13 protein-coding genes are annotated in these 13,442 nt (G+C 62.9%); 4 read left to right on the top strand and 9 right to left on the bottom strand.

The window, feature by feature from the left end; all coding sequences use genetic code 11:
* Window positions 1–10: 10 nt before the first annotated feature.
* Window positions 11–595 (bottom strand): DUF1349 domain-containing protein, encoded by a 585-nt coding sequence (locus AB6N07_RS23090; protein ID WP_370678305.1) that lies wholly within the window; start codon window positions 593–595, stop codon window positions 11–13.
* A 15-nt stretch (window positions 596–610) separates the two neighbouring features.
* Window positions 611–1,156 (bottom strand): homoprotocatechuate degradation operon regulator HpaR, encoded by a 546-nt coding sequence (gene hpaR, locus AB6N07_RS23085; RefSeq protein WP_370675385.1) that lies wholly within the window; start codon window positions 1,154–1,156, stop codon window positions 611–613.
* 240 nt (window positions 1,157–1,396) lie between these two features.
* On the opposite strand from hpaR, the gene hydG reads away from it, so the two are divergent.
* The 3 genes from hydG to hydF are packed head-to-tail and all read left to right on the top strand — an operon-like array spanning window position 1,397 to window position 5,460.
* Window positions 1,397–2,797, top strand: coding sequence for a [FeFe] hydrogenase H-cluster radical SAM maturase HydG (gene hydG / locus AB6N07_RS23080; RefSeq protein WP_370675384.1), 1,401 nt, complete (start codon window positions 1,397–1,399; stop codon window positions 2,795–2,797).
* Between the two features lie 24 nt (window positions 2,798–2,821).
* Window positions 2,822–4,213, top strand: coding sequence for an aspartate ammonia-lyase (locus tag AB6N07_RS23075; protein WP_370675383.1), 1,392 nt, complete (start codon window positions 2,822–2,824; stop codon window positions 4,211–4,213).
* Between the two features lie 14 nt (window positions 4,214–4,227).
* Window positions 4,228–5,460 carry a [FeFe] hydrogenase H-cluster maturation GTPase HydF gene (gene hydF / locus AB6N07_RS23070; RefSeq protein WP_370675382.1) on the top strand — a complete coding sequence of 411 codons (1,233 nt, stop codon included), beginning with the start codon at window positions 4,228–4,230 and terminating at the stop codon, window positions 5,458–5,460.
* Between the two features lie 43 nt (window positions 5,461–5,503).
* Here hydF and AB6N07_RS23065 read toward each other — a convergent pair whose 3' ends face one another.
* The 3 genes from AB6N07_RS23065 to hydE form a co-directional block, all read right to left on the bottom strand.
* The gene (locus AB6N07_RS23065; RefSeq protein ID WP_370675381.1) at window positions 5,504–5,896 is read right to left on the bottom strand and encodes a DUF1236 domain-containing protein; all 393 of its coding nucleotides are present in this window, start codon (window positions 5,894–5,896) and stop codon (window positions 5,504–5,506) included.
* Window positions 5,897–6,100: 204 nt separating this feature from the next.
* Window positions 6,101–6,382 carry a YMGG-like glycine zipper-containing protein gene (locus AB6N07_RS23060; protein WP_370675380.1) on the bottom strand — a complete coding sequence of 94 codons (282 nt, stop codon included), beginning with the start codon at window positions 6,380–6,382 and terminating at the stop codon, window positions 6,101–6,103.
* Between the two features lie 220 nt (window positions 6,383–6,602).
* Window positions 6,603–7,652: a [FeFe] hydrogenase H-cluster radical SAM maturase HydE gene (hydE, locus tag AB6N07_RS23055; protein WP_370675379.1), complete on the bottom strand. Its 1,050-nt coding sequence runs from the start codon at window positions 7,650–7,652 to the stop codon at window positions 6,603–6,605.
* Window positions 7,653–7,869: 217 nt separating this feature from the next.
* Between hydE and AB6N07_RS23050 the strand changes: the two genes are divergently transcribed.
* Complete coding sequence (locus tag AB6N07_RS23050; protein WP_370675378.1) at window positions 7,870–8,004, top strand: hypothetical protein; 135 nt, start codon at window positions 7,870–7,872, stop codon at window positions 8,002–8,004.
* A gap of 85 nt (window positions 8,005–8,089) precedes the next feature.
* On the opposite strand, the gene hcp is transcribed toward AB6N07_RS23050, so the two are convergent.
* From hcp to AB6N07_RS23030, 4 genes are all read right to left on the bottom strand, one after another.
* Window positions 8,090–9,673, bottom strand: a complete 1,584-nt coding sequence (hcp, locus tag AB6N07_RS23045) for a hydroxylamine reductase (protein ID WP_370675377.1) — start codon at window positions 9,671–9,673, stop codon at window positions 8,090–8,092.
* 121 nt (window positions 9,674–9,794) lie between these two features.
* The gene (locus AB6N07_RS23040; RefSeq protein ID WP_370675376.1) at window positions 9,795–11,114 is read right to left on the bottom strand and encodes a sugar ABC transporter substrate-binding protein; all 1,320 of its coding nucleotides are present in this window, start codon (window positions 11,112–11,114) and stop codon (window positions 9,795–9,797) included.
* Window positions 11,115–11,233: 119 nt separating this feature from the next.
* Complete coding sequence (eutC, locus tag AB6N07_RS23035) at window positions 11,234–11,983, bottom strand: ethanolamine ammonia-lyase subunit EutC (protein ID WP_370675375.1); 750 nt, start codon at window positions 11,981–11,983, stop codon at window positions 11,234–11,236.
* Window positions 11,980–13,383, bottom strand: coding sequence for an ethanolamine ammonia-lyase subunit EutB (locus tag AB6N07_RS23030; protein WP_370675374.1), 1,404 nt, complete (start codon window positions 13,381–13,383; stop codon window positions 11,980–11,982). Before AB6N07_RS23030 ends, eutC begins: the two co-directional genes overlap by 4 nt.
* Window positions 13,384–13,442 lie beyond the last annotated feature (59 nt).

Here is a 13,442-nt window from a genome sequence, read left to right as displayed (position 1 = left end):
CTCCGATTTCCTAAACTTCGGCGTGCAGCGGTTCGGTGGAAGCCGGGCCGATCGAGAAGTCGGAGAATGTTGCTTGAAGACCGGCCCGCGATGGCGAACACGTCATCGGCCCGACGCGATAGCGCGGCGCTGCCGCGAAGGCGGCAACCCGCAACATTGACCAGATGGCGCCGTCGCGAGAGGCGTGGACCAGCACCGAACCGTCCTTGACGGTCATCCGCAGGCGAAAATCATCGAGTTCGCGGAACGGTTGGCAGACCGACCAGTCGGAGCGGCCGTTGGTCACCACAACGGACAGGAATCGATCGCCGTCCGTCAGCTCGACGCCGCATTTCAGCCAATGCCGGTCGTCGAGATAAAGCATGAGGCCAGCCTGATCGAAATTGGCCGTGTAGTTGGCTCGCACGCGCAGCGTGGCAGTGAAGCCATCGCCTGTCGGCAGCAGATAGGCGTGGCCGTTGTCATGAACGAAACCATAGTAAGTCTCACGCCAGAAATCGGTCTCGTTTTCTGTGATCGCCGTCAGTTGGTCGCCTTCGATGCTCCAGCGTGTTGGCTCGTTCAGCCAGGCGCCGCCGTCAAATCCCGTCTTCAGCATATCTCACCCTAGTCATTCGTCGTTTAACTCCGGCGTCTTGCCGCCATGGTCGACAAGCGGCGCGCCGAGATCCTGCTCGACATCCCTGAGGAGTTGCATCAGCAAATTGAGACGCTCCTGACCAATTCGGTCCGTCATCGCGGCATAGATTGTCTCGGCCTGCAGTCCCGCTACATCGACAGCCTTTTTCCCCTCGGGTGTCAGCGAGATCAACCATGCCCGGAGGTCGGCTGGATCGGGGCGCCTGCGGATCAGCAGCCGCCCTTCGAGGTCGCGCAGAATGCGCGAAAGCGACGGTGGCAGCAGAAACGTCGCCATGGCGAGGCCCGTGGCGTCGATCTCCGGCACCGAGTCGAGTGCCCTCAGTACGCGCCATTGCTGCTCGGTAAGGTCAACCGATCTCAGCGCCGGGCGAAACTGGCGCATCACCGCTTCCCGAGTCCTCAGAAGGGCGATCGGCAGAGAACGGGAAACGTCCCTAAGGCGGCCCCGGGCATGGGCGCCGCCTTGCCGTCCGGCCGAGCCGCCGGACAAGGCATCGTGGTCCCTTTCGGTCATTCGACAAATCCTCGCTGACTCGCGCGACCCTACCCGCTTTTGTGACGACTGGAAACGTCGAGTGTCAGGCGGCGTTTACGCCAAGTCTACAGGCCGGGCATCGCCTTTCTCGCTTTTATCACCCCGCCATTCCAGTTTAACCGAGTTAGGATTGATCTCGCGCAAATCGTTTTTGGCCGAGTTCGGGCAGTGTCGCTCTCGAAAAAGCTCCGGCGGACGGGCCGGTGAAAGGCTGCGACTATGACCAAGACTGAACGGATCACCTGGCTCGACGAGACCCGCATCGAAGCAGAGATCGCCGCGACGGCAGCTGGCGCCGACAAACTGCGTGTGCGCGAGATTTTCGACAAGGCGGCGATGCTGGGCGGTTTGTCGGAAGACGACGTCGCCGTGCTCTGCGCTGTCACCGATCCCGACCTGGTGGACGAGCTGTTTCATGCCGCCGAGAAGGTGAAGACGGAAATTTATGGCCCGCGCATCGTACTGTTCGCGCCGCTCTACTTCTCCAACATCTGTCTCAATGAGTGCGTCTACTGCGCCTTCCGCCGGTCCAACACGGAACTCGATCGCAAGATCCTCACGATGGAGGAAATTGAGGCGGAGACGGCGGCTCTGATCGACCAGGGCCACAAGCGCCTGCTGCTGATCGGCGGCGAGGCCTTCCCGAAGACCGGCTTCCAGTATCTCGTCGATGCCATCGAGCGCATCTACTCGGTGAAGCGCGGTCGTGGCGAGATCCGTCGCGTCAACGTCAACGTCGCTCCGCTCGAGACCGATGAGTTCCGCCGCCTGAAGGAAACCGGTATCGGCACCTATCAGCTGTTCCAGGAGACCTACAACCGCAAGGTCTACGAAGAGATGCATCCCTCGGGCGCCAAGGCCGATTTCGACTGGCGCGTGTCGGTGATGGATCGCGCTATGGCGGCCGGTATCGACGACGTCGGCATTGGGCCGCTGTTCGGCTTGCACGATTGGCGCTTCGAGGTGCTAGCCACCATGCAGCACATCGCCCATCTGGAGGATGCTTTCGGTGTCGGCCCGCACACCATCTCGGTGCCGCGCATGGAGCCGGCGGTCGGCTCCGACGTGTCGATGGCGCCGCCACATATGGTCTCCGACTTCGACTTCAAGAAGATCATCGCCATCCTGCGCCTTGCCGTGCCCTACACCGGCATCATCCTGTCGACACGCGAGAACCCGGAGATGCGCCGTGATGCCTTCCGGCTCGGCGTGTCGCAGATCTCCGGCGGCAGTCGCACCAATCCCGGTGGTTACGCGACGCCGGTCGAAGAGCAGGCCGCCCAGTTCACCCGTGGCGACCACCGTCCGCTCGACGAGGTGGTGCGCGACATCGCGGCGAGCGGCTGCGTGCCGTCTTTCTGCACCGCCTGCTACCGCATGGGACGCACTGGCGCCGACTTCATGGACCTTGCCAAGCCCGGGCTGATCCGCGAAATGTGTGGACCGAACGCCCTGTCGTCCTTCATGGAATACATGCTCGACTACGGCTCCGATGAAACCTGCGCCGCTGGCGAGCAGGCGGTGGCCGCCGAGGTCGCGACCATGGAGCCGAAGATCGCTCGCTATTCCCAGACGATGATGCGCAAGGTGCGCGAGGGCAAGCGCGACGTCTACCGCTGAGGGGGCGTCGCCTGGAGGCAGGCGATGGCGACGCGGCGCGAGGCCGACCTGATCGGCGAACGTGACATCCCCGAGGATGCCCTGTCCGGCATTCATACGGCGCGGGCGCGTGAGAATTTTCCGCTTTCCGGCCGGCCGGCACACCCTGAGTTGGTCAAAGCCTACGCCCTGGTGAAGATCGCCGCGGCCAAGACCAACCACCGGCTTGGTTTTCTCGCCGACGACGTGGCGGAGGCCATCATACGTGCCGCCCGAGAAATCGAGGACGGCACGCTCCTTTCGGAAATTATAGTCGATGCTTTGCAGGGCGGCGCCGGCACCTCGCTGAACATGAACGTCAACGAGGTGATCGCCAATCGGGCCGAGGAACTGCTTGGCGGCCGGCGCGGGCAACACGCGCGCGTCCATCCCAATGACCACGTCAACCTCAACCAGTCGACCAACGATACCTTTCCGACGGCGCTGAAGATCGCCGCCATCCGCCTGTTGCACCGCCTCGAGAAGGCGATTGCCGACTTGCAGGTGGCCTTCCAGGAGAAGGAACGGACGTGGTCGGGCGTCGTCAAGATCGCTCGTACCGAGCTGCAGGATGCCTGCCCAATTGCCTATGGTGCCGTGTTTTCGGCATGGGCCGAGGCGCTGTCGCGCGATCGCTGGCGCGTCTTCAAGTGCGAGGAGCGGCTGCGCGTCGTCAACCTTGGCGGTACCGCCGTCGGCACCGCCATTGCTGCGCCGCGCGACTATGTGTTCATGGTCACTGAAGTGCTGCGTGAAGTGACCGGCCTTGGCCTCGCCCGCGCCGAGAATCTCGTCGATGCGACGCAGAACGCCGACGCGTTTGTCGAAGTGTCCGGAATCCTCAAGGCCAACGCCGTCAATCTGTTCAAGATTTCTTCCGATCTGCGCCTGCTATCGTCGGGTCCGCAGGCCGGCTTTGGCGAAATCCTGTTGCCGGCCGTACAGGCCGGCTCATCGATCATGCCCGGCAAGGTCAACCCGGTCATTCCTGAGGCTGTGGGGCAGGCGGCGATGCGGGTGATGGGCAACGACCAGATGGTGACGCTTGCTGCCCAGAACGGCCAACTCGAACTCAACGCCTTCCTGCCACTTCTCGCCGATGCATTGCTCGATAGCCTAAGCCTGCTGGAAGCTGCCTCGACCATTTTCCGGACGCGCTGCGTCGAAGGCCTTTCCGTCGATGAGGCGGCCTGCCGCCGGCAGGTTGGTGATAGCCGCGCCGTCGTCACCGCGCTGCTGCCGCGCCTCGGCTATGAGACGGCCACCGAAGTGGCGATCGCGGCACGTGACAGTGCCCGCTCGGTGATCGAGATCGTTCTCGAACGCAAACTGATCGAGCCCGCCGACCTTGAACACCTGCTCTCCGCCAACGCCATGACCGCCCTCGGTACGAAATAAACAAGGACCAGATCATGCTCGCCACGCCCAAGGGTCTTCGCTTGCACATCGGCGTCTACGGTCGGCGCAACGTCGGCAAGTCGTCGCTGGTCAACCAGTTGATCGGCCAGAACGTGTCGATCGTCTCCGATGTCGCGGGCACCACCACTGATCCGGTGGAGAAGGCGATGGAGCTGCTGCCGATCGGGCCTGTTCTGTTCGTCGATACTGCCGGTATTGATGATATCGGCGAGCTCGGCGGGATGCGGGTGGAGAAAACCCTCAAGGCGCTCGACCACACGGATCTCGGCATCATCGTCACCGACGGTCCGATCGGCGACGACGAAACCAAGTTGATGGACGCGCTCGCTGAGCGCGAGACGCCTTATTGCGTGGTTTTCACCAAGGCTGACCTTGGCGCTCCGCCTGCCGAGGCGCTGGCGACAGTGAAAGCGCGCGATGTTCCGTTCGTTTCGATCTCGACGGCGGTGAAGGCCGACGCGGCACGTGTGCGTGAGATCATTCTGGACGCGGCGCCGGAGAGCTCCTTCGAGGTGCCGCACCTCCTTGCCGATCTGGTGCCGGCTGGTGGCCACGTGGTGCTCGTGGTGCCGATCGATCTGTCCGCGCCCAAGGGCAGGCTCATTCTGCCGCAGGTCATGGCGATCCGCGATATTCTCGATGCTGACGCGAGCTGTACTGTGGTCAAGGAGCGCGAACTGGCTTCGACGCTGAAATCGCTTGGCAGGAAGCCCGACCTTGTGGTCTGCGACAGCCAGATCGTACTGAAGGCGGCGGCCGACACGCCTGACGATGTGCCGCTCACCACCTTCTCGATCCTGATGGCCCGTTTCAAGGGCGACCTGGTCCGCCTCGCCGAGGGTGCAGCTCGCATCGATCAGCTAAAACCCGGCGACAAGGTGCTGATCGCCGAGGCGTGCACGCATCATTCGATGGCCGACGACATTGGCCGGGTGAAGATTCCCCGCTGGTTCCGACAGTATGCCGGCGGTGACATCGAGTTCGAGACGATGGCCGGCCGCGCTTTCCCAGAAGATCTCAGTCCTTACGCTCTGGTCGTTCAGTGCGGCGCCTGCACCGTCAACCGCAAGCAGGCTTTGCTCAGGATCCGTCAGGCGGAATGCCAGGGCGTGCCGATCACCAACTATGGCGTAGCCATCAGTCGCGTACAGGGCGTTCTACATCGGTCGCTCGGCCCGTTTCCGTCGGCCCGTATCGCTTTCGAGCGAGCTAACGCCGCCCAATGAAAAAGCGGGGCCGAAGCCCCGCTTTTCAAACATCGACGGACTGTCAGTTGACGACCTGCAGGACTGTTCGGCTCTGCGGATCGACAATGACGCGCTCGTTGTTGACGACCGTGTAATAGTAGTTGTCGTAACCCGGGACCGGATAGAGCACCACGGTGGTCGGCAACGGTTGTCCAACGACGACCGGTTGCTGGTAGACGACCGACGGTGTCGTTTGCTGGACGACGACAGTGCGGACTTCCGCCGGTGGCGGATCAAGAATAGTGCCGACCGCAGCGCCGGCAACACCACCAACCACCGCACCCACCGGGCCGCCAACGACCGCGCCGGTCACGGCACCGCCAGCTGCGCCGGAGAGGGTGCCTTCCTGCGCAAAGGCGGCTGGAGCAATGGTGAGACCGCCGATGAGAAGCGAAGCTGCAAGGATCTGGTTCATCTCAGTCTCCTCAGTTGATGCCTCCGACAACGATGTACCAACAGAAAAAGTTCCAAATGCAAATTTTCGGTGATGTCGGTTGGACGTTGGTCCGAGTAGCAGAGTGCCGACTTGCAGCAACGTGCCGCTCTGCGGCCGACGAGGACGGCTCGTTGTCAACGCCGATGTATTAGTCGTTGTTGTAACCGGGCGCCGGGTAGAGCACTACCGCGATGGGCAACGCTTGTCCGACGACGATTGGTTGCCCGGAGGGCATCGATGGTGTCGTTTGCTGGGCGACGCGGACTTCTTGTGGGGCGTTTCGTCGATCATGGTGCCGACGGCGGCACCGGCGACTCCACCCACGACGGCCCCCACCGGGCCACCTACGACAGCACCTGTTACGGCGCCGCCAGCGGCACCGACGGCTGTACCGTTCTGGGCAAAAGCCGCCGAAGTGATGGCAAGGCTGCCGGCGAGCAGCGACGCTGCGAGGATCTTTTTCATCTCGGACTCTCTTTCGGTTGATACCCTGACAACGGGCCACCGCCGGAAAAGTTCCAAATGCTGAATGTTGGCGACGCGCGCCACCGCCTGTCGGGCTGCCTGCAAGCCGAAAGAGTCCGCAGAGTTTGGCCTAAAATCCGACCGGTATAGGCTATTACCTCCGCACCGCTATGCATGCGATAGCAGCAGCATGGGTCCATGCAGCCGTCGTCCGGGGAGGTCACCCGGCCTTGATCGAGTGCCCCGGTCCCTGCCCAATCACTCGGCCGATCGACCAGATACGGGCCGCGGCGCAACCCGAGCACTGATGGTCATCCTCATCGACGCAGGGCTTGTCCGGATAGAGCATATAGTTCTTGCGGAAGCGGCCGGGCGTGGCGTTAGGCATGAACACGTTGGCACCACGCTGCAGGACGAGATCGCGGCCGGCATGCGGGAAGATGGCGTCGAAAGCCGTCGTCGCCGGGATATGCGCCTTCGGGTTGGCGATGCGGAGCGCTGACACGGCGGCAAAGAACATGTCGCTATCGCCGGCGTAGGCGTTTGGCTGACCGGCCAGCGGCGTGTCGGGATGGGCGATGAATGGCCCGATGCCGATCATGTCGAGGTCGAGATCGCGGCAGAGCAGGATATTGTCGGCGAGGATGTCCAGCGTCTCGCCGGGCACGCCGATCATGAAGCCGGACCCCACCTGAACGCCGAGGCTGCGCAGATCTTTGAGGCAGCGGATGCGATCATTGAGGTCGCAGTCCGGATGCAGGAAGGCGAAGAGCTTGGGATTCGACGTCTCGAAGCGCAGGAGATAGCGATCCATGCCGGCCGCCCGCCAGCGGGCATAGGTGTCGCGAGGGCGGTTGCCGGCGCTCATCGTCACCGCGAGCCGCGTCTCCGTCTTGATCCGTCGGATGATGCGCTCGATGCGCTCGTCTTCCTTCTCGGCGGCCACTTCACCCGACTGCAGCACGATGGTGGTCTGCTGCCAGCCTTCCATCCGACGGGCCACCTCGAGGATTTCTTCCTCCTCGATGCGATAGCGACGGACGTCGTGGTTGGACTTGCGGATTCCGCAATAGAGGCAATCGTTGGCGCAGATATTGGAAAACTCAACGATGCCGCGCAGGAACACCTCATCGCCCATGTTGTCCTTGCGCACCGCGTCGGCGCGAGCGAACAGCGTCTCGCGCGGCAGGTCGAACAATGCCTTGACCGTGGCACGGTCAAACACACCCGCGGTGGGGACCTTTTCCTGAAGGGCTGCGATAGGGCTCATGGGCTATCCGAAAACTTACATCTGTTGGGAAAGATATAGCCTGAACAAGCTTCTGGCGACAGGCGGCACCCATCCCTCCGAATACTTAGGCGAAACGTTTGGGATGACTCTTAGCCACATTTGATTCTAATTTTTAGACACGTGGGGTCCGGTGTGGGAGGAACTAGCCGGATCTCATGGCTCATGAGTGACCTGCGAACGCAACAGGGAGGCGGCCGTGATTGTCACCGTGGTCAAGGAAGTGGGGCGGGCGCTTACATGTCCGTCCGCTGGTTTCTGCCTGCGAATAGCTGTTGCCGCGGCATTCCTGACGGTTTTGTTTGGCCTTCAGGCCATCGCCGTCGGCATTTGATACGCACGCAGCTCTTCATGGAAACCGCCGGCCGGGCAGCGATGCCCGGCCGGTTCGTTTTTCCCTCCTCGTGGGAGAATCTCGATCAGGCAGCGTTGGCCATCGCCTGGAGATCGGCGTCTACATCGCCCACCGGCTTGAGGCCGAAGGTATCGACGAGCACCTTGAGGACGGCTGGTGTCAGGAAGGCGGGCAGACGCGGCCCGATGCGGATGTTCTTGACGTTGAGGTGCAGGAGGGCGAGCAGCACGCAGACGGCTTTCTGCTCGAACCAAGACAGCACGATGGACAGCGGCAGGTCGTTGACCGTGCAGCCGAACGCGTCGGCGAGCGCCAGTGCCACCTTGACGGCCGAGAAGCTGTCGTTGCACTGGCCCATGTCGAGAAGGCGCGGCAGGCCGGCAACGGTGCCGTAGTCATGGCCGAGCAGGCGGTACTTACCGCAACCGAGCGTCAGGATCACCCAGTCCTTGGGAATGGTCGTGCCGAGATCGGTATAGTAGGAGCGCTCGCCTTCCGAGCCGTCGCAGCCGCCGATAACGGCGAAATGCTTGATCTCGCCAGCCTTGACGGCGTCGATGATCTTGTCGGCGGCGCCCAGTACGGCGTCATGGCCGAAGCCGACCAGATGCTCGCCGTTCCTAACCGAGTCGGTGAAGCCGGGGGCTGCCAGCGCGGCCTCGATGACCGGCGTGAAGTCGCGGCCGTCGATGTGGGCGATGCCGGGCCAGGCGACGAGGTTGCGGGTGAACAGGCGTCCCTCGTAGTCCTCGAACGGCTGCATCAGGCAGTTGGTGGTCATCAGGATGGCACCCGGGAAATTCGGGAACTCTCGCTGCTGCAGCATCCAGGCACCGCCGAAGTGGCCGGCCAAGTGCTTGAACTTTTTCAGTTCGGGATAGCCGTGGGCCGGCAACATCTCGCCGTGGGTATAGATATTGATGCCTTTGCCCTCGGTCTGCTCGAGCAGCGCCTTGAGGTCGACCATGTCATGGCCGGAAACCAGGATCGCCTTGCCGGGAATGTGGCCCATCAGCACCGGTGTCGGCGTCGGCTTGCCATAGGTATCGCAATGGGCGGCATCGAGCAGCGCCAGCACGTTGACGGTGACTTCGCCGCACTTGAGGTTGAGGGCGAGCAGTTCGTCGACGGTGTCGACGCCGGCATCCAGCTTGGCCAGTGCTTCGACCGTGAAGGCATCGACGACCGGGTCGGTGCGATTCATCTGGCGGGCGTGATGAGCATAGGCGGCCATGCCCTTGAGGCCATAAAGCAGCAGTTCTTGCAGGCCGGTGATGTCGTCACCGAGGCTCGCTTTGCGGGCGTCGATCATCGAGGCGCGCGACCAGGATACCAGGGCTGTTTCCGGAGCTTCTACCGCGACGCCGGCCGTTGCGCCGGCAGTCGCCACCACTTCGCGAATTTTGCCGAGGATCGAGGCGGTGTCGAAGTTGACGTTGGTGACGGTGACGAACAGCGCATCCTCAAGCAATGGCGCAAGGCTGTCCGGCCGCTCGGCGGCGGGGATAGCGGCGTAGCGGGTCGCCAGACGCTTGGCGGCATGGACGAGTACGTCCTGCAGGTCGGAAGCCTCCGGCGACTTGCCGCAGACGCCGCGCGTCACGCAACCGGTGCCGCGGGAGGTCTGTTCACACTGGTAGCAAAACATTTGTCCGTCTCCATCCTCGGGGGCTTGCAGCCCTTCTTGCCGGCCAAGCCAGCGGAATGGAGGGGAACCTAGGCGTGAGCCGCCCCGACGACGTTGCGCGGCAACAAATTTGTCAGCGATTTCACGGCGCCTTGATATATCCGGCTCGCGTCATCTCCCTGAGGGTCAAATCGTTTGCCGAATCGAGCGCCTGCGCCACGCTCATCTGGCCGACGACGGCGGCGGCGAAGATCTGGCCAACGGCGTCACCGATGCGCCGGAACTCCGGGATCGCCACGAACTGACTGCCGGTGTAGGGGGCAGGCTTGACGGTCGGCTGGTCGGGATTGGCGGTGTCGATCGCAGTGAGCGTATAGCCTGAAAACGGCGCCGCGGACCGGTAGGCAGGATTGTTGTAAAGCGATGCGCGCGTGCCCGGCGGCGCGTAGGCCCAGCCTTCGTGGGCGGCGACCAGGTTTGCATATTCCCGGTCGGTGGCCCAGGCGATGAAACGTTGCGCGGGACCTGCCTTGGTCGTGCTGGCGGGAACGGCGAGGTTCCAGGTCCAAAGCCAATTGCCATGGTTGCCAAGGCCACCGTAGCTTGGAAACGGCGCATAACCGACGCGGCCGACCACATCCGAAGTCATGGGATTGCTCAACGTCGAGGCGGCGACAGTGGAATCGACCCACATGGCGCATTTGCCGGCGCGAAATAGGTCGAGGTTCTCCGAGTAGCCATAAAAGGCGGCGCCCGGTGGCCCCGCCGTCTGCAGCAGGTCGACGTAGAAACTGAGTGTTCGTTGCCACTCTGGTGTATCGAATTCCGGATGCCATGCGAAATCGAACCAGCGGGCACCGAAGGAATTGGCGATAGCGGTGAGTAGAGCCATGTTATCAGCCCAGCCAGCTTTGCCGCGCAGGCACATCCCATAGCGTCCGGCAGCCTTGTTGGTAAGTTTTAGTGCTGCGTCGCGCACGAAGGTCCAGTTCGGCGACGGCGGCATTTCAAGCCCTGCCGCCTTGAACAGATCGGTACGATACATCAGCATGGCGCTTTCCCCATAGAAGGGCGAAGCGTAGAGCTTGCCGCTGTAGGAGATGGCCTTTCTGATAGCTGGCAAAAGATCGTTCGCGTCGTATTGGTCGCCAAGCCCGTCGAGCGGTTTGAGCAGGCCCTGCCGCGCCCAGATCGGCACTTCGTAATTGCCGATGGTTATGATGTCGAACTGACCGCCATGTGTCTCGATGTCGGTGGCGATCTTCTGACGCAGAACGCTTTCCTCAAGGATCACCCAGTTGAGATGGATGCCGGGATTGTTCGCTACAAAATCGTCAGTGAGCTCCTGCATTCGCCGCATGTCGGCGTTATCGACGGCAGCTATCGTCAGCACCTCGGCGGACATGGCTACACCAGTCGCGCCGATCAGTGCCGCCGCTGCTAGAAATGCGCTGAAGCGCATCGTCGTCCCCTCCACCAATTCGATTCCGCGCATCCTCCAGGGTGATGTTAGTGCGGCAAAGGATGCGAAGGAATTAGCGAAGGGTCGTGCACGCGACGGATTGTTCAAAAAAGTTCAGGTTAAAGAGGGGCTGGGAGCGCCGTTGCGCCGCTCATGTCTTCCTTGAGGTCGACGCCGGTGAGGCCGAGACGCAGCGCTTCACGGATCAGCCAAGCGATCTTGTCGGCCGCCGTCTCATGCGACAGCCCGTCGGCGTGGATGTTGGAAATACAGTTGCGCTCGCTGTCGCGTCGGCCGACCCTCGGATCGAAGGTCAAATACGCACCGAGGCTGTCGGGAACCGAAAGGCCCGGTCGCTCGCCGATCAGCACCACCACGATACGCGCGCCGAGCGCTTCGCCGGCCTCGTCACCAAAGGCGACGCGCGCCTGTTCGCCCAATACCACCGGGGCGACCTTGAGGTCGCCAAGTCGGCGCACGCAGGCGGAAAGAACGACTTCGCCATGCGCCTCGACGGCGGCGGCCGATAGGCCGTCGGCGATGACGAAGGCAACATCCCAGTCGCCCTTTTCGACGCCGGCGAGCGCTGCCGGATCGACACGGCGACCGAGATCCGGACGAGCAAGGTAGATCGAGCGGTCGGCCGCGCGCGACTTGAGGCGGATGACCGGCATCGTCTTGCCAATTCGGTCCGCCATGGCGGCGAAGTCGACATGCCCGTGCACGGCGTCGCGGGCACGGGCATGGGCCAGCTGAAAATCGAGCACCGCTCGGATCGGCAATGAGTCGCCAGCCCGCCCGAGACCGATGCGGGCACGGGTAACGCTACGAAAGCGGGCGAACGGATCGAGGTCGACGGGAGTGGTCATGCCGAGGCCCGGACGTCAGGATGATAATCGATGAGGCGGCGCGCGACGGAACTGGCCTGTGGCGCCAGACGTCCCTCGCTGTCGAAAAGGCCCATGCGATAGAGCCAGGCTTCGAACTCCGGCGCCGGTGGCCGGCCGAAGGAATGCCGGAGACTGACGATGTCGTGGTAGCTGAGCGATTGGTAGTTCAGCATGACATCGTCGGCGCCGGGTACGGCGATCAGGAAGTTGACGCCGGCCGAGGCGAGCAGGAACATCAGGTTGTCCATGTCGTCCTGATCGGCTTCGGCGTGGTTGGTGTAACAGACGTCGACGCCCATCGGCACGCCGAGCAGCTTGCCGCAGAAGTGGTCCTCAAGACCGGCGCGAATGATCTGCTTGGCGTCGTAGAGGTATTCCGGCCCGATGAAGCCAACGACGGTGTTGACGATCAGCGGCTTAAGGTGACGGGCCACGGCATAGGCGCGCGCCTCGATTGTCTGCTCGTCGACGCCGTGGTGAGCATCGGCGGAAAGCGCCGAGCCCTGGCCTGTTTCGAGATACATGACATTGTCGCCGACCGTGCCGCGCTTCAGGCTGAGCGCCGCTTCGCGGCCTTCCCTCAGGACTTTGAGATCGACGCCGAAGCCGCGGTTGGCAGCCTCTGTGCCAGCGATTGACTGGAAGACCAGATCGAGCGGAGCGCCGGCTTCCACCGCTTTGATCGATGTCGTCACATGCGTCAGCACGCAGGACTGCATGGGGATGTCGAAGCGCTGGCGGAGCCGGTCGAACAGCTCCATCAATCGCACGCAGGCTTCGAGGTTATCGCCGGCTGGGTTGATGCCGATCACCGCGTCGCCAACGCCGTAGGTGAGACCATCAAGCGTCGAACCTGCGACACCCTCTGGGTCGTCCGTCGGGTGGTTGGGTTGCAGGCGGCTGGAAAGCCGGCCCTTGAGGCCGATGGTGGTTCGGAAGCCCGTGACGACGCTCGTCTTGGCCGCGGCGACGATCAGGTCGTGGTTGCGCATAATCTTGGAGACGGCGGCGACCATCTCGGGCGTCAGGCCGGGCGCAAGCGCTGAAAGCCCTGCGGTGGTGCATTCGTAAGAGAGCAGCCAATCGCGCAATTGCCCGACCGTCATGTGGGCGACCGGCGAAAAGGCGGAGGCATCGTGGCTGTCGACGATCAGGCGGGTAACCTCATCGATCTCGTAGGGGATCAATGGTTCTTCGAGAAAGGTCTTGAGCGGGATGTCGGCCAGAAGGTACCGGGCCGCGACGCGGCGCTCGTTGGTATCGGCCGCGATGCCGGCCAGTCGATCGCCGGATTTCTCCGGTGAAGCAGCTGCCATGACGGCCTTGAGGTCGTCGAAAACGTGGCGCTGGCGGCCGAGTAGGATGCTATAGCTGGGCATGACCGATAGTCTACCATCGCCTAGGGATTGGCCAAGGCGTTTTGTTAGGCAGGCCTCGC

Origin of the sequence: Pleomorphomonas sp. PLEO, from assembly GCF_041320595.1 — a bacterium.
Classification (GTDB): domain Bacteria; phylum Pseudomonadota; class Alphaproteobacteria; order Rhizobiales; family Pleomorphomonadaceae; genus Pleomorphomonas.
The sequence above is the reverse complement of the archived record's forward strand: the minus strand, read 5'-3'. Positions and strand labels throughout refer to the sequence as shown.